The sequence below is a fragment of the Vibrio maerlii genome (genome assembly GCF_003415655.1).
Classification (GTDB): domain Bacteria; phylum Pseudomonadota; class Gammaproteobacteria; order Enterobacterales; family Vibrionaceae; genus Vibrio; species Vibrio maerlii.
On record NZ_QRHC01000008.1, the window covers coordinates 1 to 24,868 of the forward strand.

Annotated in this window: 32 protein-coding genes; 13 read left to right on the plus strand and 19 right to left on the minus strand. The window is 45.1% G+C overall.

The window, feature by feature from the left end; genetic code table 11:
• The 10 genes from DPF91_RS14470 to nrfB all read right to left on the minus strand — a co-directional run.
• A partial coding sequence (locus tag DPF91_RS14470) for a flagellin N-terminal helical domain-containing protein (protein ID WP_476756191.1) occupies window positions 1-196 on the minus strand: 196 nt, incomplete at its 3' end.
• Window positions 197-472: 276 nt separating this feature from the next.
• A complete protein-coding gene (locus DPF91_RS14475; RefSeq protein ID WP_117235345.1) occupies window positions 473-1,606 on the minus strand; it encodes a flagellin in 1,134 nt (377 codons plus the stop codon).
• 172 nt (window positions 1,607-1,778) lie between these two features.
• Window positions 1,779-2,681, minus strand: a complete 903-nt coding sequence (locus DPF91_RS14480; RefSeq protein WP_117235151.1) for a Dyp-type peroxidase — start codon at window positions 2,679-2,681, stop codon at window positions 1,779-1,781.
• A 69-nt stretch (window positions 2,682-2,750) separates the two neighbouring features.
• Window positions 2,751-3,209 (minus strand): DUF2919 domain-containing protein, encoded by a 459-nt coding sequence (locus DPF91_RS14485; protein ID WP_117235152.1) that lies wholly within the window; start codon window positions 3,207-3,209, stop codon window positions 2,751-2,753.
• A gap of 96 nt (window positions 3,210-3,305) precedes the next feature.
• Window positions 3,306-3,755 (minus strand): cytochrome c-type biogenesis protein, encoded by a 450-nt coding sequence (locus tag DPF91_RS14495; protein ID WP_117235154.1) that lies wholly within the window; start codon window positions 3,753-3,755, stop codon window positions 3,306-3,308.
• Window positions 3,745-4,287 (minus strand): DsbE family thiol:disulfide interchange protein, encoded by a 543-nt coding sequence (locus tag DPF91_RS14500; protein ID WP_117235155.1) that lies wholly within the window; start codon window positions 4,285-4,287, stop codon window positions 3,745-3,747. The genes DPF91_RS14495 and DPF91_RS14500 overlap by 11 nt, the downstream gene beginning before the upstream one ends.
• Window positions 4,274-6,229, minus strand: a complete 1,956-nt coding sequence (locus DPF91_RS14505; RefSeq protein ID WP_117235156.1) for a heme lyase CcmF/NrfE family subunit — start codon at window positions 6,227-6,229, stop codon at window positions 4,274-4,276. Before DPF91_RS14505 ends, DPF91_RS14500 begins: the two co-directional genes overlap by 14 nt.
• A gap of 11 nt (window positions 6,230-6,240) precedes the next feature.
• Complete coding sequence (nrfD, locus tag DPF91_RS14510; RefSeq protein WP_117235157.1) at window positions 6,241-7,212, minus strand: cytochrome c nitrite reductase subunit NrfD; 972 nt, start codon at window positions 7,210-7,212, stop codon at window positions 6,241-6,243.
• Entirely contained in the window at window positions 7,212-7,901 is a 690-nt protein-coding gene (gene nrfC / locus DPF91_RS14515; RefSeq protein WP_117235158.1) for a cytochrome c nitrite reductase Fe-S protein, read from the minus strand. The genes nrfD and nrfC overlap by 1 nt, the downstream gene beginning before the upstream one ends.
• Before the next feature lies 1 nt (window position 7,902).
• Window positions 7,903-8,502, minus strand: coding sequence for a cytochrome c nitrite reductase pentaheme subunit (gene nrfB / locus DPF91_RS14520; RefSeq protein WP_117235159.1), 600 nt, complete (start codon window positions 8,500-8,502; stop codon window positions 7,903-7,905).
• Window positions 8,503-9,037: 535 nt separating this feature from the next.
• Here nrfB and nrfA point away from each other — a divergent pair.
• Window positions 9,038-10,405 carry an ammonia-forming nitrite reductase cytochrome c552 subunit gene (nrfA, locus tag DPF91_RS14530; protein ID WP_420855607.1) on the plus strand — a complete coding sequence of 456 codons (1,368 nt, stop codon included), beginning with the start codon at window positions 9,038-9,040 and terminating at the stop codon, window positions 10,403-10,405.
• A gap of 132 nt (window positions 10,406-10,537) precedes the next feature.
• Here nrfA and DPF91_RS14535 read toward each other — a convergent pair whose 3' ends face one another.
• Complete coding sequence (locus DPF91_RS14535; protein WP_117235161.1) at window positions 10,538-11,080, minus strand: TPR domain-containing protein; 543 nt, start codon at window positions 11,078-11,080, stop codon at window positions 10,538-10,540.
• A gap of 86 nt (window positions 11,081-11,166) precedes the next feature.
• Here DPF91_RS14535 and DPF91_RS14540 point away from each other — a divergent pair, with 86 nt between their 5' ends.
• Both DPF91_RS14540 and DPF91_RS14545 read left to right on the plus strand, forming a co-directional pair.
• Window positions 11,167-11,511, plus strand: a complete 345-nt coding sequence (locus DPF91_RS14540; RefSeq protein WP_117235162.1) for a DUF2956 domain-containing protein — start codon at window positions 11,167-11,169, stop codon at window positions 11,509-11,511.
• Window positions 11,512-11,536: 25 nt separating this feature from the next.
• The gene (locus DPF91_RS14545) at window positions 11,537-11,869 is read left to right on the plus strand and encodes a DUF4156 domain-containing protein (protein ID WP_117235163.1); all 333 of its coding nucleotides are present in this window, start codon (window positions 11,537-11,539) and stop codon (window positions 11,867-11,869) included.
• A gap of 97 nt (window positions 11,870-11,966) precedes the next feature.
• Here the strand turns inward: DPF91_RS14545 and DPF91_RS14550 are convergent, their stop codons facing one another.
• Together DPF91_RS14550 and DPF91_RS14555 are read right to left on the minus strand one after the other, a co-directional pair.
• Entirely contained in the window at window positions 11,967-12,248 is a 282-nt protein-coding gene (locus DPF91_RS14550; RefSeq protein WP_117235164.1) for a winged helix-turn-helix domain-containing protein, read from the minus strand.
• 251 nt (window positions 12,249-12,499) lie between these two features.
• A complete protein-coding gene (locus tag DPF91_RS14555) occupies window positions 12,500-13,102 on the minus strand; it encodes a 2OG-Fe(II) oxygenase (RefSeq protein ID WP_117235165.1) in 603 nt (200 codons plus the stop codon).
• A gap of 235 nt (window positions 13,103-13,337) precedes the next feature.
• Between DPF91_RS14555 and DPF91_RS14560 the strand changes: the two genes are divergently transcribed.
• From DPF91_RS14560 to DPF91_RS14575, 4 genes are read left to right on the plus strand one after another with little or no spacing between them, the layout of a single operon-like run.
• Window positions 13,338-13,685, plus strand: coding sequence for an ArsC family reductase (locus DPF91_RS14560; protein WP_117235166.1), 348 nt, complete (start codon window positions 13,338-13,340; stop codon window positions 13,683-13,685).
• A 17-nt stretch (window positions 13,686-13,702) separates the two neighbouring features.
• Window positions 13,703-14,836 carry a succinyl-diaminopimelate desuccinylase gene (dapE, locus tag DPF91_RS14565; protein WP_117235167.1) on the plus strand — a complete coding sequence of 378 codons (1,134 nt, stop codon included), beginning with the start codon at window positions 13,703-13,705 and terminating at the stop codon, window positions 14,834-14,836.
• 2 nt (window positions 14,837-14,838) lie between these two features.
• The gene (locus DPF91_RS14570) at window positions 14,839-15,513 is read left to right on the plus strand and encodes a M15 family metallopeptidase (protein ID WP_117235347.1); all 675 of its coding nucleotides are present in this window, start codon (window positions 14,839-14,841) and stop codon (window positions 15,511-15,513) included.
• 29 nt (window positions 15,514-15,542) lie between these two features.
• A complete protein-coding gene (locus DPF91_RS14575; RefSeq protein ID WP_117235168.1) occupies window positions 15,543-15,740 on the plus strand; it encodes a DUF2897 family protein in 198 nt (65 codons plus the stop codon).
• A 34-nt stretch (window positions 15,741-15,774) separates the two neighbouring features.
• On the opposite strand, the gene bamC is transcribed toward DPF91_RS14575, so the two are convergent.
• Both bamC and dapA read right to left on the minus strand, forming a co-directional pair.
• Window positions 15,775-16,806: an outer membrane protein assembly factor BamC gene (gene bamC, locus DPF91_RS14580; RefSeq protein ID WP_117235169.1), complete on the minus strand. Its 1,032-nt coding sequence runs from the start codon at window positions 16,804-16,806 to the stop codon at window positions 15,775-15,777.
• Window positions 16,807-16,885: 79 nt separating this feature from the next.
• Window positions 16,886-17,764: a 4-hydroxy-tetrahydrodipicolinate synthase gene (dapA, locus tag DPF91_RS14585; protein WP_117235170.1), complete on the minus strand. Its 879-nt coding sequence runs from the start codon at window positions 17,762-17,764 to the stop codon at window positions 16,886-16,888.
• Between the two features lie 216 nt (window positions 17,765-17,980).
• On the opposite strand from dapA, the gene DPF91_RS14590 reads away from it, so the two are divergent.
• Both DPF91_RS14590 and bcp read left to right on the plus strand, forming a co-directional pair.
• Window positions 17,981-18,520 (plus strand): glycine cleavage system transcriptional repressor, encoded by a 540-nt coding sequence (locus DPF91_RS14590; protein ID WP_117235171.1) that lies wholly within the window; start codon window positions 17,981-17,983, stop codon window positions 18,518-18,520.
• A 38-nt stretch (window positions 18,521-18,558) separates the two neighbouring features.
• Window positions 18,559-19,032, plus strand: a complete 474-nt coding sequence (gene bcp, locus DPF91_RS14595) for a thioredoxin-dependent thiol peroxidase (protein ID WP_117235172.1) — start codon at window positions 18,559-18,561, stop codon at window positions 19,030-19,032.
• A 68-nt stretch (window positions 19,033-19,100) separates the two neighbouring features.
• Here the strand turns inward: bcp and DPF91_RS14600 are convergent, their stop codons facing one another.
• Complete coding sequence (locus DPF91_RS14600) at window positions 19,101-20,168, minus strand: AI-2E family transporter (RefSeq protein ID WP_117235173.1); 1,068 nt, start codon at window positions 20,166-20,168, stop codon at window positions 19,101-19,103.
• A gap of 6 nt (window positions 20,169-20,174) precedes the next feature.
• On the minus strand, window positions 20,175-20,399 hold the full coding sequence (locus tag DPF91_RS14605) for a sulfurtransferase TusA family protein (RefSeq protein ID WP_117235174.1): 225 nt from the start codon (window positions 20,397-20,399) through the stop codon (window positions 20,175-20,177).
• A gap of 222 nt (window positions 20,400-20,621) precedes the next feature.
• On the opposite strand from DPF91_RS14605, the gene bepA reads away from it, so the two are divergent.
• The 4 genes from bepA to DPF91_RS14625 all read left to right on the plus strand — a co-directional run bounded on the left by bepA (window position 20,622) and on the right by DPF91_RS14625 (window position 23,574).
• On the plus strand, window positions 20,622-22,079 hold the full coding sequence (gene bepA, locus DPF91_RS14610; protein WP_117235348.1) for a beta-barrel assembly-enhancing protease: 1,458 nt from the start codon (window positions 20,622-20,624) through the stop codon (window positions 22,077-22,079).
• Window positions 22,080-22,149: 70 nt separating this feature from the next.
• Window positions 22,150-22,494, plus strand: a complete 345-nt coding sequence (arsC, locus tag DPF91_RS14615; RefSeq protein ID WP_117235175.1) for an arsenate reductase (glutaredoxin) — start codon at window positions 22,150-22,152, stop codon at window positions 22,492-22,494.
• Between the two features lie 16 nt (window positions 22,495-22,510).
• Complete coding sequence (wrbA, locus tag DPF91_RS14620) at window positions 22,511-23,086, plus strand: NAD(P)H:quinone oxidoreductase (protein ID WP_117235176.1); 576 nt, start codon at window positions 22,511-22,513, stop codon at window positions 23,084-23,086.
• A 59-nt stretch (window positions 23,087-23,145) separates the two neighbouring features.
• Window positions 23,146-23,574 (plus strand): DUF2069 domain-containing protein, encoded by a 429-nt coding sequence (locus DPF91_RS14625; RefSeq protein ID WP_117235177.1) that lies wholly within the window; start codon window positions 23,146-23,148, stop codon window positions 23,572-23,574.
• 97 nt (window positions 23,575-23,671) lie between these two features.
• Here the strand turns inward: DPF91_RS14625 and flgP are convergent, their stop codons facing one another.
• Together flgP and DPF91_RS14635 are read right to left on the minus strand one after the other, a co-directional pair.
• Window positions 23,672-24,103 carry a flagellar assembly lipoprotein FlgP gene (gene flgP, locus DPF91_RS14630; RefSeq protein ID WP_117235178.1) on the minus strand — a complete coding sequence of 144 codons (432 nt, stop codon included), beginning with the start codon at window positions 24,101-24,103 and terminating at the stop codon, window positions 23,672-23,674.
• Window positions 24,104-24,114: 11 nt separating this feature from the next.
• Window positions 24,115-24,750 (minus strand): FlgO family outer membrane protein, encoded by a 636-nt coding sequence (locus tag DPF91_RS14635; protein WP_117235179.1) that lies wholly within the window; start codon window positions 24,748-24,750, stop codon window positions 24,115-24,117.
• Window positions 24,751-24,868 lie beyond the last annotated feature (118 nt).

Genomic DNA, 24,868 nt, shown 5'->3' on the forward strand with positions numbered 1-24,868 from the left:
GTACCGCTACATCAAGACCGCGGCTTTGCACGTTCAAGCGGTTCGAAATCTGTAGACCCGCTGCGTCGTCTTTCGCGCTGTTGATTTTGCTACCTGACGCTAGACGTTCCATTGAAGTCTGTTGTGCGCTGTTTGCTTGGTTTAGGTAACGCTGAGCGGTCATCGCTGATACGTTAGTATTTACATTCACTGCCATGGTGATTTCTCCAATTGATTTTCCGTTGTATCCGGCTTCCGACGTCTCGGAAAACCAAGTAGTTCTCTCAAAGTTCTGATTCTCTCAAGGACAAAAGTTATAGCGGCAAGAAAATTGGAACCTTTAGGAAATATTTAAGTTTTTTTCAAATAAATCAAAATGTAGGAAAATACGTGATAAAGGCGACACTTTGCCTACAAATGGGTGAGTTTTAACTAAAGAAATAGAAAATCTGCCGAAAGCAATGCGAACTAATGGATGGAACAATTCCGTCTATCAGTTCAGTAGAGTAAGAGCAAGATTTGGTGCTTGCTTCGCTTGCGCGAGAATGGTTGTACTGACTTGCTGCAAAATCTGTTGCTTCACCATTTGACTGGTTTCTTTTGCATAGTCGGTATCAACAATTCGACTATTCGACGCAGCGAGGTTCTCGTTGATATTATCTAGGTTATTGATTGCATGGCTAAAGCGATTCTGTTTAGCCCCGAGCTCAGCACGGTGGCTATCAACATACTTTAGAGCAGTATCAATCACAGAGACGGCACGCTGCGCACCACCAACATCCGTAATATTCAGATTATCAACCGCTTCGTAACCCATAAGGCCAAGCTGCAATTGATTCGCTAGATTGCCCGAAAGGCTGATGGTTCCAGATGTCTCCTCGCCAGCCATAAAGATCTGGAGCTGACCCTCTTCGTTCACTGACGCTGAGACCTTATCGGTTTGACCATTGATATAGGTAGCAAGCTGTTCGATATCATCACCGGCCTTGGCGTCAATCTGAATGGTTTCAGATTGCCCCTGAGCATTAGTGTATTGCATCACCAAGTCTTGATTACCGGCTGAGACTTGCCAACTACTGTCCGCTTTTGCCGCAGCCATATAGCTAAAGCCACCCATGGCAATATTGTCAGAGCGCATATCTTTAAGTTCTACTTGAACCGCCTCGCCTGAGCTTCCACCAATTTGAAATGCAGTAGAGCCGAACGACCCATTGAGGAGCTTACGTCCACCAAACGAGGTGGTTTCGGCAATGCGATTCAACTCATCATTTAGTGCAGTCATCTCTTCTTGCAACGCAACTCGCTCGGCTTGGCTATTTGAGCCATTTGAAGATTGCAATGAGAGATCTCGCATGCGCTGCAAGATATTGGTGGTTTCCTTCATCGCTCCTTCTGCAGTCTGCATGATAGAGATTCCATCATTAGCATTACGAACCGCGACATCTATGCCACGCATCTGAGATTCAATACGATTTGAAATTTGTAGACCTGCCGCATCGTCTTTGGCGCTATTAATACGCTTACCAGAAGCAAGGCGCTCCAGCGATTGGTTCAGCATATCGGTCGCAGAACTCAGATTTCTCTGTGCGATCATCGCTGAAACATTGGTATTAACAGTAATAGACATGATTAGTGCTGCCTGCATGAAAAGGTTGAAGATACAAATGGGTTATCGGCAGACCATTAGACAACTTTAGAGGTTAGAGTTGTTCGAGAAATAAAACAAAAGCGGCAAATGCCGCTTTTGTTTCTTAGTAAAAGTTTGAGCAAACAGAATTGCTCTATTGTAGATTCTCAGCTTAAGCGACTTTTAGTTCTGCAAGTTGCGCTGTCGATGGCGCGAAGAAGTAGGCGCCCGTTACAGCTTGAGTGAAACGCAGGAGCTGGTCTGTCTTACCATCTGTCTCACCGTACATGCTTTCTAGCATCGTCTTATGGTTGTGCAGAGTATTACAGTAAGCAATAAACAGTAGACCGTGGTCGCCGGTGACAGAACCATAAGGTAGGCTATGACGAACAATCTTTAGTCCCTTTCCTTCTTCTTTAATGTCAACACGACCCACGTGTGAAGCAGCAGGCACATCATCCAACTCAATAGAATCAGGCTTAGTACGACCTACTACTTTTTCTTGTGCAGACACGCCTAAGCGATTCCAAGCTGGAAGGTTATGCACAAAACGCTGAACCATCACATAACTACCCCCCGCGAACTCCCCTTCAGGGATGAGAGCCACTTCTGCACGCTGCTCATTCTTAGGGTTCTCAGTGCCATCAACAAACATTGTCATGTCACGAGAATCTAGATAACGATAGCCGTAAGTTTCATCGACTATTTCAACGTCTTGTTCGATGTCAGCAAACAATTTACGCAGCACGTAGAAGTGAAGATCGTGACGATTAGAGTGCAGGTGAATCAAGACATCAACGTCAGATGCTGGCGCAGTAACATCACCACTACCCAGTGGTGCAAATGGAATAAGCTCTGATGGCATTTCTTGATTCAGCGTCGACCAAAATTGGTGAGCGAATGCGATAGAAGACGTTAGGTTTGCTTCGGGCTGAGTCTCATTAAGTTCAGACACTAATGATGGTAACGCTTGAAGTGCTTCAAGTACTTGAGCTGGATTACTTTTCAACTTTAGTTGAACGTAAAGAGCGAATGGACCAGCCTCAGGTAAAATAGCAGTTTGTGCTTGAGTCATAATGCTTCCATGTTTTAACAATGATTATCGCAACAAGGTAGCGCAAAATGTCCAAGTTTTATATAGGAATTAGTCAATTTTAGGTGCAGTAAAGCAGGTTTTAACTCGGTGGCTGCGACCAACAAACAGTGCAAACCACGCAAGTAATACTAAGGTAATCGCATTCGGCCAACTAAAGGCTCCACGGTCAATCTGAATATGATGAATGGTCTGTAACAATTGGGCAGCAACCACCAGCAAGGTAATTGGCTTTGCCCAAGTAATAAGCTTATCTATCCAACGACGTTCACCATTACGCAAACTGATTATCCACATCAGTATAACCGTCGGGATTGATGTTGCGAGACCCACATATAACAGCTGCTGATCCGGGTACACGAATTCCAAGATCTTACTACCCGATTCTCTACTTGCTCCAGCCACAACAAATACAATCCAAGCGCGAGCCAAAAAGAACCACCCGGCCCACAGCCAGCGAGTCGGCTTTAAATAGCCGTATTTATCATAGGATTCAATGGAGTAACGCATAAGTGACGGGTAATAGGTAATAGGTAATAGGTAATAGGTAATAGGTAATAGGTAAAAAGTAAAAAGTAAAAAGTAAAAAGTAAAAAGTAAAAAGTACTAGCGTTTTCGCTGAATGGAACGAAAAGATAGTGCGAAGAATACCACAAGAATCAAGATTGGTAGCCCCCACAAAACGAGGTTTTTTCCATTGAAGGTAGGCTTATACAAAACAAACTCGCCAAATCGAGCCACCATGTACTCTTTTACCTGTTCATCGCTCGCTCCCTGTTTGATTTGTTGGAACACAATCAAGCGCAAGTCTTTGGCGATAGGTGAGTTTGATTCCACCAAGTTTTGATTCTGGCACTGTGGGCAACGCAGTGTTTTGGCAAGAGCAATCGCACGCTGCTGTTGCTGAGGGGAATCAAATTCAAACAGCTCAACATCAACCACTTGCTCCGTCGTGGCAGGTGCAAAAAACTCGTCATTGGCTTGAGTAGCCAGTGAAAAGCTAACAGCAACAAAAAGAAGCACAATAGAATGAAGTAGTCGAAACCTATTGATCATCGACAAGCTCCTGCTCAAAAAAGGAAACGAAGTGGCGTTGCCACACTTCACCAGTCAATGCGCCAGAATACTTATAGGCAATCTGTCCTTCTCTTGTCACTACGTAGGTTTCTGGTGTTCCAACCACACCTAAGTCGATAGAAAAAAGTCCGCTAGAGTCAAAGATAACCGATGTATAAGGGTTACCTGCGCTGCCTAGATAACGAGATGCCGCACCTCTCGAGTCACGGTAGTTCAGCCCAACTATCGCGATACCATTCTCAGCAAGTTGATTAAGAAATGGGTGCTCTGCTTTACAATAACCACACCAAGACGCCCAAACGTTCACCAACTGATAAGGTGCATCAAAAAGCGTATTTGATGCTACTCGCTGCTCAGTTAATAGTTCAACTTCAGCGTTAGGGAAGTCTCGCACCGTCGGCTCTGCTTGAAGACCCAACTGATTACTCTGTAAACCCACGACCAGAAAGAGAATAAATGAGACTAAAGCGAGTACAAACATCGCTATCTTATGTGTTTTAGTTAGTGCCATACTCTCTCATTCTTTGTAGCTTTGAACTGAGTTCGATTCTCGTTCGACTGTGTTTAGATTGAAAACCTCGATTCATCCACAGCGCCTGCATGCCCGCAAAAGCCAATAATAATCCACTCAGCCAAATCCAAGGGATGTAGGCTTTATATTGAATCTTCACGGCATAGGCGTGGGTATCGACTTTACCCGCAAGGGTGACATAGTAATCACCATGCCAAAAGGTTGTAATCGACGGCTCACTCATATTCATCACTCGAACCGGATAATAGCGTTTTTCTGGCTTAGAGGTGAACGATTGACCATCTTGGTGGGTGAATCGAATAAGTGCTCGCTCTGCCGTGTAGTTTTTACCAATTATCCAATCGGTAGACAGATATTCGGCTTGCCAATCGCCTAGCTCAACGATTTCATTCGGGACAAACTTCTTACTCAGTTCAAAAGAGTGATGACTGTTCATCATAGTCGCAGTGACACACACAGCTATTGCCACGTGAGCCGTCACCATGGGAGAGAAGCACCTAGTGCGAACTGCTAACCAAGCATGCCCAAATATCACCCACACACTCAAACACCAAACTATCAGGACTTCAAGTTGCCAGTATTCGACCTGAAGGAGATAAACTGCGCCTCCTACAACCATTGAAATAACAGCACTTACCAGTATCTCAACCCATTTGCGATTTACTCCCTTCTGCCACTTCAACCAAGGAACAATACCTATCGCTATTAAACCGATAAGCGATAGCGGCAAGAACAAGGTATTAAAATACGGCGCACCAACAGAGACACTCCCCATTCCTAATAGCTCATGCACCATTGGATAAAAAGTGCCAAGAAACACAGTAAAGGTCGCCACGACTAAAATACCGACGGCCAATAGTGACAAGTAACTGCGGCTGAGCAAGGAAGTAATAGGCTGACTAACTAACTGCTCACTTCGGCTCAAAAGTAGAATGAATGAACTGCCCAATACCACAGCAAGAATCAGTAGCAGTGCGATGCCTTTGCTTGGATCAACAGCGAACGCATGCACAGAGGTCAGTACACCCGAGCGAACAATAAAAGTGCCTAAGATACTTAAGCTAAAGGTCACTAGTGCGAGAGCGAAACACCACACTACCAGCTGTTGGTTGCGTCGTTTAGAAATTAGGGCATGCAATAACGCTGTACCGGTAAGCCAAGGAAGTAACGAGGCATTTTCTACTGGGTCCCAAAACCACCAGCCGCCCCAGCCAAGTTCGTTGTATGCCCACCAAGAGCCAACCAAAATACCTATAGTGAGAAACGCCCAAGCCGAGTAAGCCCATGGAAGGCAGGCTTTCTCCCAATCTGGTTTAATCTCCTTTTGCATCAAAGCAGCAAGAGCAAATGCCAATACTGTCGAGAAACCGATGTAGCCGAGATAAAGCAGAGGTGGATGAAAGATAAGGCCCACATCCTGAAGCATAGGGTTAAGGTCGCGCCCCTGAGTGACAAGCTGCTCAGAGTAGAGGTACGGATTAGAGGCGAACAAGGTAAACCAAGCAAATGCACCGGTCAGGCCAGCCATGACCCACAGCACATCATTGATGTAGTCTCGACCCACATTGGTATAGCGAGAGAACAGAGCAATCACACCGCTCCATACCGCAAGGGTGAATACCCAAAACAGCATTGAACCTTCATGCCCACCCCATACGGCAGCGATCTTAAAGAATAAGGGCAAGTCTTGATTCGAATGGCTAGCAATATAGGAAAATTGGAACTGGTCATAAACAAACAAAGCCGCAAGTAACACTAAACACAATATTGCTGCAACACTATTGGTTATGGTCAGTTTCAAGAAATCATCACGGGATTGGCGAGTAGCTTTCCTCCAGCCATAGTGAACGGCGGCAACTGAACACGTCACCGCTATCCATATCAACAAGAAGTGGCCCAACTCGCCAAGTAAACTAAACATCTCCAATGACTTTAAACAACCGTCATCTGTCCCGCATACAGGATGAAGGTACGCAGCATCAAAACACCCACCAAACTCAATGTTGTTACTACAAAGATAAAGCCACCATTATGCTTCACTTCTTTTGGCGTCACAGCGTTCAGTACCAACGGCAAGATCATGCCAACCAAAATTACCCCGAACCAGAACCAGTTTGACCAAAAACCGCCACCAATAGCGTTCCAAGCCGCAACTTCATTCTGACCTCCACTGAAAATCAGACCAGTAAAGAAAGTAATCAAGACAAACAGCTCGAACAATACAACTGGGCGTTCAAAACCGTGTACCCAACTAACACTTGGACTGTGAGCAGATTCTTTAAAGACTAAGATGCCAAACAACAGACAGGCTGCTGCGCCAGATGAAAGGCTTGAGAACAAGAATAGAATCGGCAATACCGGATTGTTTAGCATTGGGTAGGTCTTCAACGCCGATAATAAGAAACCAGTATAAGCAGCCAACATCACCGCCATAACCCCAAGGGCAATCTCGGTGCCATTATTAACTTTATTAGCTTTCTCCAGCACACCATCAACAAAATCAACCAGACCTTGAGGCAGCTTACCCTGAGCAAAGTCGATGATCGTATCTCGGAATATCACGCCAATCCAGATGAACAAAACAATCATGTATACCTGGAATAAGATAACCCCCATGGACATTACTGAACTCGGGTTATAGAAGATCATGATCTTCCAAAACGCCAATGGCTTGGTCAGGTGGAATATTAAGATAGTCAAACCAGAAATAATGCCAAACGGCGCTAGCCAAGCTACCGCCTTGAGGATGCCATTGTCTGCTGGATCGCCCTCAATCACTTTGCGTTTAAGATAAATGCCGATCATCACGGCACCTGCAGACATACCTGCTAAAAATAGATAAATCGCAATTATCCAATCCCACACCAAAGAGTCGAAGTGGAATGCACTTTCAAATCCATTCATTATGAGATCTCCCCTTTTTGATGCGGAACCTTAAACAACTTAGGTTTAGTGCCAAGATGCGACTTATCACGATACACTGGCTTATTGCTCAACACTTGATTGATTTCGCTGCCTTTATCGTTGAGGTCACCAAAAATAAGCGCCTTGGTCGGGCAAGATTCAACGCAAGCAGGCTGCTTCCCTTGCGCTAAGTTGGTATCACGACAGAAATTACATTTATCGGCAGATTTATCCACTGGATGGAAAAATCGTACTTGGTAAGGACACGCCGCCAAGCAATAACCACAACCTACACACTTGTCTTTGTGCACATCAATAATGCCGGTCTTTTCATCTTTATATGCTGCTCCCGTTGGGCATACATACACGCAAGGTGGATTCTCACAGTGCTGACAAGAGTTACGGGTAAAACGGTAATCAACATTAGGGAACTCACCCTGAGGCTCGCTACGAACGATCTCTAAACGGGAGACACCTTCTGGCACCTTATTTACCTCACGGCATGCATCGGTACATGCAGTACAGCCGATACAAGCCGTCTCATCATGCACCATGCCGTAGCGAACATTCGGCGTCGTATCGTCTTCGGATACCGATTGACGGCTATTAAAAACTGAGGTTGCAGCAACACCTGTAGTGAAAATCACCGCCCCGGAACCAGCTAAAAAGTTTCGTCTAGAATAACTCATACTATTGCTCCTCCTTCATCTTCAACTGATTGAAATCCGAGTGGCAGTCCACGCACATTTTGATCTTCTCTTTTCGATCAAAGCTCAGCACTTTTGCTTGCTTAACAGCATGAACGTCGTGACAATTTGAACAAGTCAGGTTCTGGGCGTGCACATCATGCGTCCAGTTCACTTGTTGCAAATTCTCAGAGGTATGACAGTTCATACACTGCCCATTTGCATCGAGAATTTCAGCTTGGGAAACATGAACCTTCTGCGTACCTTGTTGCGATTGCATAGGAGCGTATTTAGTGACAACCGGTGCGCCTTCACGGTGATCTGGACCAATGTTGCCATGACACGTTGTACAGTTGAGGGGGTTACCTACTTCTTCTAACTTCTCGACGGTATGAGTTTGGTGGATGGTTTGCTGTGAATCCTTGTGACACTGGATACACTTATAATCCTTGTCACGGATAAGCTCGACTTCATGGCGTGCAGATGAATTGGCAGCTTCAGTCGCAACCACCTCATTCGCAACGGCATGTAGGGAGTAACCATAGAGACAAAATGCAAGCAGGGACTTCAGCATTATGACTATGGTCAATTTAATATTGCCCATTTTATCCTTTCCTTATTTCAGTCCCGACAACCACTAATGATCGGAATCTGAAAACAATTAAAACCAGACGACGCCATTCAGCACGCCGAAAGATATCAATTCTTAATTTGGATAAAGCCACAACGCTTACAAGGTTAATTGTTGCCCATATATAGCTATATGCCCAACGCCATGCTATGAAATCGAGATCTATATCACCCTAATTTATAACACTGAACCTTGCTAAGTTATTGATGATAATGGTTTTTATTTAGATACAACACATAGCATTAATAACCCTAAAGAGGTAGTTAAACATGTATATGATCTACATCACTAGGTTAAATTGATCTAAAACAATCAATAGTGATGTCACTATTTTTAGATTTGTTTCATTTTATTAAAATTTATTTCAGTTACTCCAATTCTTACTTTGGATTCATTTGCCTTCACAACGCTGCGTGAAAAAGAACAGAATAATGGAGATAACACTGTGAACAAACTGCACTGGATACCAAAGTCCGCTGCTACTTTAGCGATCGTGGCAAGCTCATTAATGAGTGCCTCGGTCTTTGCAGCACCTGAAGAAAAAGGCTTAATTGATCCTCGCAACGATGCATACGAGGAGCAACACCCAGACCAATACCATTCTTGGAGAGCAACCTCAGAGAGCGAACACATCGAAGACGCACTAGCAGAAGATCCAAACATGGTGATTCTGTGGGCGGGATATGGTTTTGCCAAAGACTATAATAAGGCTCGTGGGCACTTTTATGCAGTTGATGACGTTCGCCAAACACTGCGTACAGGCGCACCTCAGGATGAAAGCTCAGGCCCTATGCCAATAGCTTGTTGGAGCTGTAAGAGCCCTGATGTCGGTCGTGTCATTGAAGAACGTGGGGAAGATGGCTACTTTGATGGCAAATGGGCTCGCTTAGGGAATCAAATTGCCAACCCAATTGGTTGTGCTGACTGTCATGATACGCGCAGCGATGAGTTCAAGAACGGTGAGCCTGCATTAGCATTGGCAAAACCCTATGTAGAGCGCGCATTCCAAGCCATAAACAAACCATTTGAAGAGCAATCTCGCCTTGACCAACAAGCATCGGTTTGTGGTCAGTGTCATGTCGAATATTACTTTGTGAAGTCAGAGAAGAACGCGGTGAAATTCCCATGGGATATGGGTACTAGCGTAGAGGAGATGGAACGCTATTACGATGCACTGGGCTTTAAAGACTGGACTCACAAGGTATCGAAAGCACCAATGCTAAAAGCACAGCACCCTGGCTACGAAACATGGCGTGAAGGTATTCACGGCAAGAACAAGGTAGCGTGTGTTGACTGTCATATGCCTAAAGTGACAAAAGAAGACGGCACGGTTTACACCGACCATAAAGTGGGTAACCCATTTGACCGCTTTGAAGACACTTGTGCAAACTGTCACACCCAATCTAAAGAGCAAATGCGTGAAATCGTATCAACTCGCAAAGCTCAAGTGCTGAACATGAAGCTGACCGCTGAGAAGCAAATCGTTGCCGCTCACTTCGAAGCAGGTGAAGCTTGGAAGGCAGGCGCAACAGAGGAAGAGATGAAAGATATCCTGCAAGATATCCGTCACGCTCAATGGCGCTGGGACTATGCCATCGCTTCTCACGGCGTGCACATGCATGCACCAGAAGTAGCACTTGAAGTACTTGGTACCGCGGTGGATAAAGCAGCCGATGCTCGTACTAAGCTAGTTCGCCTACTGGCGAAGAAAGGCATTACAGACCCTGTTGAACTACCAGATATCTCTACCAAGCTAAAAGCACAGCAAGCTCTGGGTATGGACATGGATACGATGAATGCAGATAAGAAGCACTTCCTAGAAACAGTTATCCCACAATGGGAAGCGGAAGCCGAGAAACGCGAAGCCACTTACTAGTTTTCATCAAGGACTAGGCATCAAGCACTCAACAACAAAGCCAGCAGATTCGCTGGCTTTGTTTTTTCAATCTTCTGAATTAATCAATCTACCCAAATACAAGTTATCGCGAACTGAACTATATAATTGATGCTACTTGGGTTGTTGACTCAACAGCTTGGCTTGGTTAAGGGATTGAATAATAGCGACTCTATCCAGGTCCGCCTGTTGTGAATCCAGAAGTTGCGTCCAGACATCAATCGCCTGCTGGTAGCGAAAACTAATAAAATGATCATTGGCAATCAGGGTTAGCGCAGTGATATTTGACTTATCGAGCTCTAAAGCCTGATTCAACAGAGCTTGAACATCATCTGTCATTTGCTGCGAACGCACGTAATAAAGTGCACTCGCCTTCGCCGCGAGTTGATTCGCTGACGGTTTTTCGCTCAAGCGAATAGCATAATCAAAACAAGTCACCGCAGAGTTAAAATCTTGCTCATTGAGATAACCATGACCCAATTGAAACCATAACTCTGCCTCATTGGGGTTTTGCTTTAGCTTTCCTTGAATCTCCTCCATCCATTCACTATGAGTTGGCATTTCCTCAACATTCATCTCAGGTAAGGGTGCTTCCCCCCTCAAATAGAGAAATATAGGCACAGATAACACCAAACTTGCCAACAACACTCGTTTCATCTTAGGTTCTCATTTATTGCTGTTACCTCCAGATAAGTATATCTTGTAACAGTAATTTTTTACTTTGACCTATGGTAACCCGCCCCATGAAAAAAAACGTCGTACCTTCTCAAGAAACCCAACAAGAAGCGATGAAAATCGCCAAAGCAACTCAAAAACCGGGGCAAACCAAAGAACAAACCAAGCTAATTGCACAAGGGGTCGAAAAAGGCATTGCACTGTACAAAAAGCAGCAAAAGCAAAAGAGCCGTGAAGCAGATAAAGCCAAGAAAAAAGCGTCTAGACTAAAAGCAGTGCAATCGGTAGAACGTGAAGCAAATGACCAACCGCAAATCCCAGCAAACAATGAAGAAAATAAAGCGAGTAATATGCTGCCATGGGTTTTGCTAGTCGCGAGCTGGGTTGGTTTTGCTGCCTACTTTTTCGTATAGATATTTGGCTCAAGGAAGAAGCACAATGATGAGAAAACTAATCCCGGCCGTAACCCTATTACTACTATCAGGGTGCGTTACACCGGATAACATCCTTAACAACAACGCCAAGAACGTTCAGATTCGAATGGATATGGGATTTCGAGCAGATCAGTGTGAGTGGAAGGGCGAGGTCATAGGCAGTGAAGGACACTGGTATTCCTATTGGTTCTACAGCAATGACCTCCTGACCCAAGGAGCGGTTAACGCGGTTAAGAACCAAGCCCATGAGCTTGGAGCTAATACAATATTTACACTACCGAATAACGACTTCCAAACCTCGGTCACTGTTTTTGGTAGTGCCTACTACTGCGAATAAACCTGTAACCTTGACAGATTAAGAGTCGCTTTGTAGATAGAGAAAGCCCCTAGGAACAGACGTTTTCTAGGGGCTTTTACACACATAAGGTCTAGCGCTAGACGCCTAAACCTGATTCAATCTCGTTTTGTTTATCCATCACCCAGCGGCTGTCAAACGGCCCCCAGTCAGATAACTTATAGTATCCGTCATTGTGGCGACGACCATCTTGAACAAACATCAGCTCAATGCCGATTCCTGGTAATGCTTTCAGAACATCTTGAATCGTTCGGCGTGGCCAACCTGTTTTTTCGATTAACTTCGGCACATTCGGTCGTTCTATGCTCTCTACGAGTAAAGCCAAATACAGTCGACGTGCAAACACAGGACTCAATTCCATTGATACCTCCTTATACTGTGCTTGTCACATTATTTCTGTTTTGCTATCAGGGATGTTGAGGCTGATCAATAAGTAAGCCAATGAAGTAAATTTACACCAATTTTTTTGATCTTCGAACAAAATGCGCCATATTCATGTAAATCAATGGTATTTGTTGTGTAGCTTACTTTTAACCTATTTGCAGCGATGTCGAATATAACGTTACCAATCGTTCACGAGCACGAAGCCATCACAGGTAATAAGTCATTCGATTAATTTGCTATATCGAGCTTGTTTCCCGTAACACCATTAACACGGAACCATCCTGCAATACTGAAGCGCTTAGCATTAGTCGGTAACACCTCGTGTGGAAACTGCTCAGAAAAAAAGACGAACAATCGACCCGATTTTGGTGGCAACTTCGCAAGCTGATTATCATCTAGGTCATAGACCACAAGCTCACCCGCATCTTCTTCAGACCACTCTTCATTCATATAGAAAACGGTCGTTAGACGGCGGTTCTCATAGCCTTGGAAGCAATCCAGGTGCTTCTGATAAAAGTCCCCTTTCTCATACTTAGCAAAATGCGCCTCGTATTCGAACAAACCCAAGAAGAATGCTCGGTTTGCTGCTAAACGAAGCTCTTCCATCTTATCGAGAAACTCCGCGACCGGCTCACCCATGTCACGCTTCAGCCATTGAATTTTATCGCTGCGAATTGCCGACTCTCGCGTGACTTCATCATTACGGCCAATCCTTGCCTTTTTCCAATCTTCAGGAATACAATCCCTTAACGCTGCCACCTGCTCTGCTGAAAAGAAATCATCCCAAATGTAGTAACCTTGGGTCGTAAGCGCATCGATAAGCTGGTTCATGTTTCGCACTCTGGCAGTAAAAAAAGGAGCGCATATATAAGGTTTAAATAGCCCATCACCAAATCGATTGTTTTGTCGTGACAATAAATATTGTTACAAATCTACTTTTAATCGGCGTTCAATCGTCCACTCATGCAGCAATTAACCACTCAACTCCTTGCTCGGGTTGAGGTCTACACCGTGTGACGGTAAGCTGTTTCCACTTTTATTTCCCCAATCGATATGGATATTTATTATGACCATCACCATGTATGGCATCCCGAATTGCGACACCATTAAAAAAGCCAAGAAATGGCTAGAAGCAGAATCAAAACAATACGACTTTCACGACTACCGTAAGCAAGGTATTGATACTGAGCTAGTTACTAAGTTCTGCAACGCTTTAGGTTGGGAAAATGTGCTTAATAAACGTGGTACGACCTACCGCCAGTTGACTCAAGAGCAAAAAGACGGCTTAAATGAAGCAAACGCTATTGAGCTATTAGTCGCTAACCCAGCAATGGTTAAACGCCCAGTTCTCGATATTGATGGTGAACTTCACCTAGGCTTCAAAGCCGAACAATACAGTAAGATTTTTAATTAGTAAGTAGGATTTCAAGGATGACAGACACCCCCACTCTGGCTCTTGCAAAAGATTTAATTAGCCGCCAATCAGTGACCCCTGTCGATGCAGGTTGCCAAGAGGTGATGATTGACCGCCTTAAAGCTCTAGGCTTTGAAATAGAAGTCATGGTATTTGAAGATACCACTAACTTCTGGGCACGCAGAGGCACACAAGCACCGTTATTTGCGTTTGCAGGGCATACTGACGTAGTTCCTGCCGGCAAAGTAGAGCTTTGGGACACACCGCCATTTGAACCAACCATCATCGATGGCATGCTTCATGGTCGTGGCGCTGCAGACATGAAAGGCTCTCTAGCGAGTATGATTGTTGCGGTTGAACAGTTCATTGCCGAACACCCAGACCATAAAGGCTCTATCGGTTTCTTAATTACATCTGATGAAGAAGGTCCATTCATCAACGGTACGGTGCGCGTAGTCGAAACTCTCATGGCTCGCGGGGAAAATATCGATATGTGTATCGTCGGTGAACCCTCAAGTACAGATATCGTTGGTGATGTGGTTAAGAATGGCCGCCGTGGTTCTATCACTGGTGATTTAACAGTGAAGGGGATTCAAGGTCACGTGGCTTACCCGCACCTTGCGAGTAACCCAGTTCATCAATCTCTGATGGCCATTCACGAGCTGGCAACCACAGAATGGGACAAAGGAAATGATTATTTTCCACCAACCAGTTTCCAGATCCCGAATGTTCATGCCGGTACCGGTGCATCAAATGTGATTCCTGGTGAATTCAATGTTCAGTTTAACCTGCGTTTCAGTACCGAACTGACTAATGAGATCATCGTTGACCGCGTTACCGCTACACTCGATAAACACGAACTCGACTATGACCTAAAATGGACATTCAATGGCGACCCGTTCCTAACCGATACAGGAGCACTGCTAGATGCAGTTGTTGATGCGGTAGATGCCGTAAACAATACCAAGCCAGCATTACTAACTACGGGGGGCACATCTGACGGTCGTTTCATCGCTCGTATGGGTGGCCAGGTTGTTGAACTCGGCCCTGTGAACGCCACCATTCACAAGGTTAACGAGTGTGTGAAAGTCGCTGACCTAGAAAAGCTCACTGACATGTACCAGAAGACGCTTGAGAACCTATTGGCATGATGATGTCGCCTGAGCAGCTTACGGGAAAGTTCACGACCCACTTAAAAGAGGTTGTGGTTGGTCAAAAGTCATTTTTTGTTCATCAAGATGTAACGCAAGACCTCCTATCTCTGAAGAAATCTGCAACTCAGGCAGGGTTTGATTTATGTATCGCAAGCGGCTTTCGTGAATTTTCACGCCAAGCCGCTATCTGGAATGCCAAATACGATGGTGAAAGACCCATACTCGATAACCAAGGCAAACCTGTTGATCCAGATACGCTAACAGACGAAGACAAGGTTTTAGCTATTATGCGTTGGTCTGCTTTACCTGGAGCGAGTCGTCATCATTGGGGTACAGACTTTGATCTCTATGCACGAGACCGACTGCCAGACAACACGACTTTGCAACTGGAGCCATGGGAATACCTAACCGGTCATCAGGCAGAGTTCTACACATGGTTAAGAGAAGCGGCGCCGATGCATGGTTTCTACTTCCCCTATGACCAGGATCGAGGAGGAGTAGCGGTTGAACCTTGGCACCTGAGCCATAAACAGACTGCGACCATCGCAATGACACAACTATCATTATCTGTCTTAGCGAAAGAACTGGAAAGAGCAAAAGAAATAAGTGGGCGCTCAGTAATACTTTCTCAATTAGAAAGCCTCTATAATCGTTTTGTGGTTAACGTTTCTTAGGGCCATTCAGCTAATGTGTAGGAGTGATTATGATTGAGTGGTTGTTTAATCCTTGGGTCATATCAGCCATCGTCGTCAGTGTAATTGTGGGCAATATCGCTGCACTCAAATACACCGCGAATATGAAGTTTGATAAGCCAAGTAAAACCGAGTCGGATCTCGATAGGCTCAATGAGCTAGACAAAAAGCATCACGCAGATGCCTCAGACAAAGAAAAAGGAGCCTAATGGCTCCTTTCTTGATCTTATTCAGCTGAACGAATTACTCAGCTTTATTACCTTGCTCAATGACCGCTGCCAGCACTGGTACTAGGTCTTGTAGCAACTGTTCTTCAACAGGCTTACCGGTTGAGTCCGTCACGTTAATTGATGTACGGTTACCCAAGTCACCTAGTAGGAAGGTGTAAGTACCTCCAGTCAGGTTAAGTGGTTTCACACCGATCTCATTCCAGAATTCGTCACTCGGAGCGGCAAATTTCGCTTTGATGGTACCTTGTGACTGATTTCGCTCTTCTAAAGTGAAACCAATCGTCGGTAGCAAGGAAGGCACTCGCTGCCAGAAAATGTTATATGGCGTACGTGCAATAATCACAGGGAAACCACTGCGGTCAGAACCCATGCTGATTGGGATCTGCTTCACTAGCTGTTGAGCCTTACGTGCAGCTTCTTCACGTTGAATAGTATCGTAGCGAGCAGCAACAAAGTTGGTCATCAGTGTGTTGTAACGCTCTTTGTTTACACGCGAAACTTCTTTCACTTCGCCCGCTTCACGCCACTCAATCAGGCGAACCTTAAAACCGTAGCGATTGTTCGCTTGGAAGCGAGATACTTCGTGGCGACTGCCTAGCTCTACATCTTCATCTTCCGATGTCCAAATCATCCAATCTGTTTCGATAAGATCGTCGGTATTCTTACGCAGGGCAACGCCATTTTCAGTTAAGATTCCTTTCGCCGTTTCCCACACGTTATCTGCTTCTTTTTCTTGAATCATCCACAATGTGATTTCGCTGTTTTCTTCTTCGACACGCGCACCCGGGATCAACTCAAGGATTTGTTGTGGTGGACGAATATCAACACCTCGGCCAATCTCACCCTTGAAATCTCCCTGAGGAATTTCGTAGTTTGGGTAAAACTGGGGAGTCGCATCCGCAGCAAGTTGCCATTCAGAGAACTCTGGGGTCTCCAGATATTTGAAATCATCTTTTGCCTGACGACGCTGTGCAGCCGAACCAGAACATGCTGTTAAAACGAGAACAGCTAGTGAACTGATCACTAGCTGGTGAGAAACCTTCATTGATACTCCTAGAAAAGCCGACTAAGTCGGCTTCATTCAAATTACGTTATGCGTCTTCGCTACTTGCTAGATACTAAGATTAATATACGCAAGCTTCCGCCATTGCTTGAGCAACAATTGGGCGAGCACCTTCTGACAGCTCAGTCAGTGGCAGACGTAGCTCACCGTTCGCAATCAAGCCCATTTTGTGTACTGCCCACTTAACTGGAATAGGGCTAGATTCAACAAACAGGTTTTTGTGTAAAGACATTAGACGCTGGTTGATTTGCTCTGCTTCTTCAAAGTTGCCTTCTTTCGCTAGACGAAACATTTTCGCCATGTCCGCAGCAGCAACGTTATTCGTTACAGAAATCACCCCTTGACCGCCTAGACGAACAAAATCTAGACCCGTTGCGTCATCACCACTTAATAGGACGAAATCTTCGCCACAAAGTTCACGGTGAATTGCAATTCTGTCTAAATCGCCCGTCGCATCTTTCAATGCAATGATGTTGTCGATCTTAGAAAGACGAGCAACCGTCTCTGGAAGTAGGTCAACAGCCGTACGACCCGGTACATTGTATAGGATCTGTGGTACGTCACTTACTTCAGCGATCGCTTTATAGTGTTGGTACAAGCCTTCTTGCGTTGGCTTATTGTAGTAAGGAGTTACGCTCAAGCATGCTGCGATACCAGAGTTGTTTAGCAAACGGCTAAAGGTAACGGATTCATGAGTTGCATTTGCACCTGTACCAGCGATAACGGGTAAACGACCATCCGCAAATTCAACAACCTTCGTCACTACCTTTACATGCTCTTCAACAGTCAGAGTTGCAGACTCGCCAGTAGTACCTACTGCGACGATACCATCAGTACCCGCTTCAACATGGAAATCCACCAGCTTTTTCAAGCTGTCGTAATCCACTTCACCGTCCTGATTAAATGGTGTAACTAATGCAACGATACTTCCTGAAAACATGTCTATCTCCCTAAATTGATTCTCTCTGCATGCTACCGTAAGCAAGCTAGGCAACACAAGGGATTAAACAAGTTTACACGTCACAAAATGTTGAATTGAGGAGCAACAAAATAGTTTGCCTTAAATGATGTACAAAATCGCAACAAAGCTGCGCATGATGAGTACAGTTAAGTGTGCTAACATGCAAAGATAATAATCAAAAAGAAGCACTAAAAAATGCAACATCTTGTCGTGACCGCTGTCGGTACGGACCGGCCTGGTATTTGCAACCAAGTCGTCCATCTCGCTACTCAAGCAGGCTGTAATATCGTAGACAGCCGCATTGCTCTCTTTGGCAATGAATTTACTCTCATCATGCTCGTTTCGGGCAGTAACGCGAATATCACTCGCGTCGAAACCATGCTGCCGTTGCTTGGTCAAGAGCATGAACTCATCACCATGATGAAACGTACATCTCCTCACGAAGAACTCGATAACAGCTACACACTTGAAGCGTTTATCGAATCAGATGACCGAATTGGCCTAACCGAGCAGTTCACTGAGTTCTTTGCAGATCGCAACATAGGCTTGTCGTCTCTGAGCGCTCAAACCATCAAAGGCTCAAAGGTACATACCTCGCAAGACCAGTTCCATATTTCAATGACTGCGCTTGTTGATGCCAACTGTAACCTAATGCAGCTTCAAGAAGAATTTGAGCAGTTATGCCAACAACAGGGTGTAACCGGTTCGCTTAACTTTATTAAAAACGGTGCGTAGACACCGCGATATCAGCAATCATTTAAAAAGGAAACTACATGAATACGCTAACTGCAGGCTCTCCTGCTCCAGCATTTTCTCTTCTAGACCAAGATGGCACCACCGTTAGCCTTGATCAATTCAAAGGTAAAAAGGTTCTGTTTTATTTCTACCCTAAAGCGATGACCCCGGGCTGTACGGTTCAAGCACAAGGCCTACGTGACGTAAAAGCAGAACTAGACGCTCACAATGTTGTGGTTTTAGGTGTTAGCATCGATCCAGTTAAGCGCCTAGGTAAATTCATCGAACGTGACTCACTAAACTTCACTCTATTGTCTGACGAAGACCACGCAGTCGCTGAGCAGTTCGGTGTTTGGGGCGAGAAGAAGTTCATGGGTAAAGTATATGACGGCCTGCACCGCATCAGTTTCCTTATCAACGAAGAAGGTGTGATTGAACACGTATTCAATAAGTTCAAGACCAAAACACACCATGAGGTGGTTCTGGATTACTTGAACGCTGCGCAAGCTTAATTCTGAGATTCAACAGATATCTGGCTTCAACAGGCATTAAAAAACCGCACCTAAGTGCGGTTTTTTTATCATTCTTGTACTACGTGTTCTTCGGTACTTGGTAGGGCTTTCCAAACAGCTTTTACTAAGGTTGCGAGCGGTATAGCAAAGAACACCCCCCAGAATCCCCACAAACCACCAAACACCAATACGGCGACAATAATTGCCACTGGGTGCAGGTTCACCGCTTCTGAGAACAGGATTGGCACTAATACATTACCATCGAGTGCCTGAATAATGCCGTAGGCAATCAGCAGTGAGTAAAACTGTGTATCTAAACCCCATTGGAACAAACCAACAATGGCAACAGGCACGGTAACCGCTGCCGCACCAATGTAAGGAATCAATACTGACAGACCAACACACACAGCAAGAAGCACTGAATAACGTAAGTCTAAGATAGCGAAAGTAATGTAACTCACACCACCAACAATCAGAATTTCAAGCACCTTACCACGGATGTAATTTGAAATTTGCTCGTTCATCTCTTGCCATACCTTGGTAGCAAGGCGACGATTTTGAGGCAATATCCCACTCATCATGTCCATCATTTCCGACTTATCTTTCAGCAAGAAGAAAACCAGAAGTGGCACAAGGATTAAGTAAACACCTAGCGCTGCGATGCTGACCAGTGATGCGAGTGAGCCTTTAACTACGCTCTCACCTAAACCAACCACTTTATCCTTTGCATTATCAAGCACCGACTCAACAATCTGTAGGTTTGCCAGCTCTGGATAGCGCTCAGGGATAGTTTGGATAAACTCCTGAAGCTCAATATACATGCTTGGAATATCGTTGATCAGGTTACCAATCTGATTCCAAATAGTCGGCACCAGGCCGAATATCGCAATCAAGGACAGGCTGATAAAGACGATGAGAACCACCATCACCGCGATAGTTCGAGGGACACCCACTTTACGCAATTGAGCCACCGGCCATTCCAATAAGTAAGCGAGAACAATCGCAACAAGAAGTGGTGCAATCAGGTGTCCGAAGAAGTAAATGGTAATAAAACCAAATAGCAGTATTGCAACTAGGCTAACGGCATGTGGATCAGAAAAACGTCGTTTATACCAACGACTGATCATAGTTAACATGTCGTACTATTCCTTATGTGAAAGAGAGATAATGGAGAACTCTGGCTCAGAATGAAGTTCAACATTTAAGGCTTGCTGTTGGAAATAGCGCAGCATATCTTGTAACGATGCTGCATCTTGAACGTAAATGCTTAATTTAGAGCCAGTTTTTAGGCTCTTACTCTCTCGTTTAGCCAACAAGAGTGCCATGGGACAACGTTCTCGGCGCAAATCTAGAATATTGGCTTTCATTCTATCGCTCGATGCTTATTATAGAGCGGGTATTGTATACTCTCACGTCGGTAAGATACAGAACATCCAAGACAGGGATTGGTAAACTTTAAAGCGCTTCTCATGCTTTTCGCTATCAATGACCAATTCCTACCGTTTGAGCTGATTTCCAACACCTCAACTCGAACCATTACGTATAACAGTGGTCGAAATGTCAGAAGAAAAGGAGCACTACTGACTACTATGAATTTTAAACGACTTCGTTCTATTGCTTGCCTAACTGCTGCAACGACTTTGGCAGCAAGCTTTCCAGCGACGGCCAATACCTTCGATTTACCCGATATCGGTACTGCTGCAGGTGGCACTCTCACTATCGACCAAGAGTTGGTTTATGGTGACGCTTACATGCGTATGATTCGTGCTAGCCAACCGCTCGTGAACGACCCAGTGCTCAACACTTACATCAGTAACCTTGGTCATCGCTTAGTCGCCAACGCTGATGATGTAAAAACACCCTTTCATTTTTTCATGGTTCGCGATAGAAACATCAACGCCTACGCCTTCTTTGGCGGTTATGTGGCGTTGCATTCAGGTCTCTTTCTTCATGCTCAAAGCGAGAGTGAACTCGCCTCAGTTGTCGCGCACGAAATCGCGCATGTAACCCAGCGACACTTAGCTCGTAGTATGGAAGAACAAGCTCGGCGTTCACCTGCGACCATGGCTGCGCTTGCCGGTTCATTACTGCTTGCGATTGCCGCTCCAGAAGCAGGCATTGCCGCAATAACTGCAACTCAAGCGGGCTCGATGCAAAGAACCATAAACTACACACGTAGTAATGAAAAAGAAGCTGACCGTTTTGGTATCGCAACCCTTGCAAAAGCGGGATTCGACGTCAACGCTATGCCAAAGTTCTTCAGCCGCCTTGCTGATGAATATCGTTACGCAAGCACACCGCCACCTATGCTGCTGACTCACCCACTGCCAGAAGACCGTATCACAGATACCCGAGCAAGAGCGCAATCTTATCCACCGATGCGTTTAGCGCCATCGTTGAACTACCATCTCGCTCGCGCTCGTATCGTCGCAAGATATGCTGGAATCGATTCGGACGCCTCCCTTGATTGGTTTGATCGTACATCACGGAAAGTCGATCCCGTTTACCAGCCGGCAATGGAGTATGGTGAAGCGCTGGTTTATCTAGACAGTAACAAGCTTGAAGAAGCCGAGAAGCGCTTAGTAAAACTCTACAATGAAGACAAGCACAACGATTTTTATCTGGATGCGATGTCTGACTTGTACATTGCATTAAAGCAACCAGAGAAAGCCATTGATCTGATGGAAAAAGCGCTAAAGAAAAAACCGGATAACGCAACCGTCACGATCAACTATGCTAACGCACTGATCAAAGGTGAGCGATATGAAGATGCGGTCCGTGTACTTCAACGTTATACCCACAATCACCCAGAAGATACTAATGGCTGGCACTTATTGTCTGATGCCAACATTCAACTGGGAAATAGTGACGAAGACCTAGCTGCACGTGCCGAAATTCATGCATTGCGCGCAAACTGGAATAAAGCCATTCAGTACTATACCCAAGCAGGTCAAATCGCGGAGCTGGGAAGCCTAAAGCAGGCTCGCTATGATGCTCGCATCGACCAGCTTATGATTCAGCGTGATCGCTTCATGCAACTGCAATAGAAGAAGTAAAAGCGATGGCCACTAACAAAAAATAGAAAATAAACAGCCTCAACAAGAATAAGGAATTGGAATGTCAGTAGAAATCTACCACAACCCTCGCTGCTCAAAGAGTCGTCAAACACTTGCGCTACTTGAAGAAAAAGGCATTGAGCCAACAATCATCAAATACCTAGACACACCACCATCGGTAGAGAAACTGAAAGAGCTTTATACTCAGCTTGGCATGAGTCAGGTTCGAGATATGATGCGTACTAAAGAAGATATCTACAAATCACTTGAGCTGAAAGACGCTGAAGATGAAGCATTGTTCATAGCAATGAGTGAAAACCCTAAACTGATTGAACGCCCTATCGTGGTAAATAATGGTCAAGCTAAACATGGCCGTCCACCTGAGCAAGTTCTCGACATTCTTTAATCGATAGACTCTTTATATGATTGAAGTACTCGTTCTTTACTACAGTCGACACGGCTCAACTCGGGCGCTAGCAAGACAGATTGCTCGCGGTATAGAACAAGTTGATGGGTGCGAGGCTACGCTTCGCACCGTGCCGGAAATTATCGAAAGTCACCACGCCAGTGAAGACCCTGTAGCAACGTTGGATGACCTGAAGCGTTGCCACGGTTTAGCGATGGGAAGCCCAGTATGGTTTGGCAATATGGCAGCGCCACTCAAGCATTTCTGGGATCAATCCACCTCGTTGTGGATTTCGGGTGACTTGATCGACAAACCCGCATGCGTATTTACCTCCGGGTCATCACTGCATGGTGGTCAAGAAACCACACTCCAGAGTATGCAGTTACCACTCCAGCATCACGGCATGTTGATCGTGGGTATCCCTTATTCCGAGCCTGAACTGCACACGACTGAACAAGGCGGTAGCCCCTACGGCGCAAGTCATGTTTCTCAGCATGGAAGCGAAGGGATATCTTCCACTGAGGCTCAACTTGCACGTAAGCTAGGACAACGCCTGGCAACGCTAAGTAAAACCCTCAGCAACGGCGAATAGAAAGCTGATCGGTCAGGTGTGAACTTAGCCAAATGTTATCGACCTTCAAGGAATTAAACATGAGAACCGAAATGGAATCGAAAACTAAGGTGATTCGATACCTCGCATTAACCGGTAATCTTGGACTACTCGTTTGGGTAGTCTTGTGGCAGTACACCCTATCGCCACATGAGCAATTCAACCCAAGCACATTAGCCATTGTGTGGGCGATACCGCTATTGTTCCCTCTTCCAGGGATCTTAATTGGCAAGCCTTATACCCACGCGTGGGCTAATTTCGTTCTAATGCTTTATTATCTTCATGGATTTACGATCTTATACATCAGCCCAGATGAAAGATGGTTAGCAGGTATTGAGTTACTACTCACCACAACCGCCTTCATTAGCAACATTCTTTATACCCGTTTCCGAGGTAGAGAATTAGGCTTGAAACTGACAAGACTCTCGGTAGTAGAGAAACAAGAGCGTGCTAAATTCGAACAAGAATAAGAGAAGCAATAAATAGAAAAATAACACAAAGCCGCTGATGAAAATCGGCGGCTTTGCTTTGAGATAAACGCAGCTTTGAGAGTGAATTAGAGAGAAATTAGAACAATGTTTGCTGGCGTTTTTCTGGTACCTGCTGCACTTCGCCGTAATCACGAAGCTTTTCCATTTTAGCAATATCTAGCTGCAGTTCAGTTACGTAGCTGTCGCCCACCTTGTAGCTGCGCACCACTTCGGCGCCACGAATCACACCATCTACCGCACCCGAGGTAAACTCTGTACCTAAACGTTGGTCTTGTAGCTCAGCACGGCCGCTTACGCGCATGCCATATACTTGCTCAGCTAACTCACGATAAGCATCGATTTTAGAGGCACGCATTGCTCGTATTTGTTTTTCTTCTTCATCACGACCCGCTTGCTCGCTAATGCTCGCATAGCCAACCGCAGTGAGATAATCATCTGGGCGCATGTGTTGTAATGGCTGACAACCCACCGTTGCAAAAGCCAACATGATTAAAAATAACTTTTTCATTCTATCAGCTCCTACGGGCGCAAAATTACGGTGTAAGGTTGGCGAATTGTTGGGTCAGAGCGGATAATGACACCATCTTCAGTACGCATAGTGTTTAGCGTATCAATATCACGGCCAATTCGATCCGCCGGCAAGAAACCTTGTGCTGTTGCTACAACAATACGTGACTGCATACCGACAACTCGAGCATTCACTAACACACCGCCTTCTTGGCGCAGCATAGTCCCCGTCAGTACGTATTGAATATCTTGTTCTTGTGCGAGGTTCTTCCAGTCACGGCTCAGCGCAAAGTCGCCTTGACTCGTTACCTGAATATTGCCCGTCGTCTTAAAGTCGACGACTTTAAAACCACGGCGCTGTAATTGATGAATAAAGGCTTCGGATACCGAATTACCCAACCAATTTGTCGCATCCATATGTTGCAGATCGACAAAAGAAGTAATCGCTATAGGTGTACGTGCAGATACACTTGTATTGGACACAATGAGCTCTTCAGTCATGCTTTCGACAAAGTAATCCATCGTATGACGTGGGTTCTCCATCAACATAAACTGGCTACCATTGTACGGTTCTTTACCATTATAAATTGGCGCATAGGAACAGGATGTTACCAACATCACTGACGCTAAGATTAGCCATTTTTTCATTTTCACTCTCCAGATACTCTCTATGGCGATGGCTCCATCAGGCTGATTCAAGCCCGATATATAAAGATGGAACAATCTTTGCTTTTCATTATTTGCGATTACAATGGAAAGCGTCACC

Bases quoted from the DNA above. Each gene is read 5' to 3' on its own strand.
- arsC (WP_117235175.1), top strand. From the start codon at position 22,150: ATGTCAGTAGAAATCTACCACAACCCTCGCTGCTCAAAGAGTCGTCAA.
- DPF91_RS14540 (WP_117235162.1), top strand. From the start codon at position 11,167: ATGAAAAAAAACGTCGTACCTTCTCAAGAAACCCAACAAGAAGCGATG.
- nrfD (WP_117235157.1), bottom strand. From the start codon at position 7,212: ATGAATGGATTTGAAAGTGCATTCCACTTCGACTCTTTGGTGTGGGAT.
- nrfB (WP_117235159.1), bottom strand. From the start codon at position 8,502: ATGGGCAATATTAAATTGACCATAGTCATAATGCTGAAGTCCCTGCTT.
- DPF91_RS14545 (WP_117235163.1), top strand. From the start codon at position 11,537: ATGATGAGAAAACTAATCCCGGCCGTAACCCTATTACTACTATCAGGG.
- DPF91_RS14475 (WP_117235345.1), bottom strand. From the start codon at position 1,606: ATGTCTATTACTGTTAATACCAATGTTTCAGCGATGATCGCACAGAGA.
- nrfA (WP_420855607.1), top strand. From the start codon at position 9,038: ATGAGTGCCTCGGTCTTTGCAGCACCTGAAGAAAAAGGCTTAATTGAT.
- DPF91_RS14635 (WP_117235179.1), bottom strand. From the start codon at position 24,750: ATGAAAAAATGGCTAATCTTAGCGTCAGTGATGTTGGTAACATCCTGT.
- bepA (WP_117235348.1), top strand. From the start codon at position 20,622: ATGAATTTTAAACGACTTCGTTCTATTGCTTGCCTAACTGCTGCAACG.
- DPF91_RS14575 (WP_117235168.1), top strand. From the start codon at position 15,543: ATGATTGAGTGGTTGTTTAATCCTTGGGTCATATCAGCCATCGTCGTC.
- DPF91_RS14500 (WP_117235155.1), bottom strand. From the start codon at position 4,287: ATGGCACTAACTAAAACACATAAGATAGCGATGTTTGTACTCGCTTTA.
- DPF91_RS14605 (WP_117235174.1), bottom strand. From the start codon at position 20,399: ATGAAAGCCAATATTCTAGATTTGCGCCGAGAACGTTGTCCCATGGCA.
- dapA (WP_117235170.1), bottom strand. From the start codon at position 17,764: ATGTTTTCAGGAAGTATCGTTGCATTAGTTACACCATTTAATCAGGAC.
- DPF91_RS14550 (WP_117235164.1), bottom strand. From the start codon at position 12,248: ATGGAATTGAGTCCTGTGTTTGCACGTCGACTGTATTTGGCTTTACTC.
- DPF91_RS14600 (WP_117235173.1), bottom strand. From the start codon at position 20,168: ATGTTAACTATGATCAGTCGTTGGTATAAACGACGTTTTTCTGATCCA.
- bcp (WP_117235172.1), top strand. From the start codon at position 18,559: ATGAATACGCTAACTGCAGGCTCTCCTGCTCCAGCATTTTCTCTTCTA.
- dapE (WP_117235167.1), top strand. From the start codon at position 13,703: ATGACAGACACCCCCACTCTGGCTCTTGCAAAAGATTTAATTAGCCGC.
- DPF91_RS14480 (WP_117235151.1), bottom strand. From the start codon at position 2,681: ATGACTCAAGCACAAACTGCTATTTTACCTGAGGCTGGTCCATTCGCT.
- DPF91_RS14495 (WP_117235154.1), bottom strand. From the start codon at position 3,755: ATGATCAATAGGTTTCGACTACTTCATTCTATTGTGCTTCTTTTTGTT.
- nrfC (WP_117235158.1), bottom strand. From the start codon at position 7,901: ATGAGTTATTCTAGACGAAACTTTTTAGCTGGTTCCGGGGCGGTGATT.
- DPF91_RS14555 (WP_117235165.1), bottom strand. From the start codon at position 13,102: ATGAACCAGCTTATCGATGCGCTTACGACCCAAGGTTACTACATTTGG.
- DPF91_RS14570 (WP_117235347.1), top strand. From the start codon at position 14,839: ATGTCGCCTGAGCAGCTTACGGGAAAGTTCACGACCCACTTAAAAGAG.
- bamC (WP_117235169.1), bottom strand. From the start codon at position 16,806: ATGAAGGTTTCTCACCAGCTAGTGATCAGTTCACTAGCTGTTCTCGTT.
- flgP (WP_117235178.1), bottom strand. From the start codon at position 24,103: ATGAAAAAGTTATTTTTAATCATGTTGGCTTTTGCAACGGTGGGTTGT.
- DPF91_RS14505 (WP_117235156.1), bottom strand. From the start codon at position 6,229: ATGTTTAGTTTACTTGGCGAGTTGGGCCACTTCTTGTTGATATGGATA.
- DPF91_RS14535 (WP_117235161.1), bottom strand. From the start codon at position 11,080: ATGAAACGAGTGTTGTTGGCAAGTTTGGTGTTATCTGTGCCTATATTT.
- DPF91_RS14625 (WP_117235177.1), top strand. From the start codon at position 23,146: ATGAGAACCGAAATGGAATCGAAAACTAAGGTGATTCGATACCTCGCA.
- DPF91_RS14590 (WP_117235171.1), top strand. From the start codon at position 17,981: ATGCAACATCTTGTCGTGACCGCTGTCGGTACGGACCGGCCTGGTATT.
- DPF91_RS14560 (WP_117235166.1), top strand. From the start codon at position 13,338: ATGACCATCACCATGTATGGCATCCCGAATTGCGACACCATTAAAAAA.
- DPF91_RS14485 (WP_117235152.1), bottom strand. From the start codon at position 3,209: ATGCGTTACTCCATTGAATCCTATGATAAATACGGCTATTTAAAGCCG.
- wrbA (WP_117235176.1), top strand. From the start codon at position 22,511: ATGATTGAAGTACTCGTTCTTTACTACAGTCGACACGGCTCAACTCGG.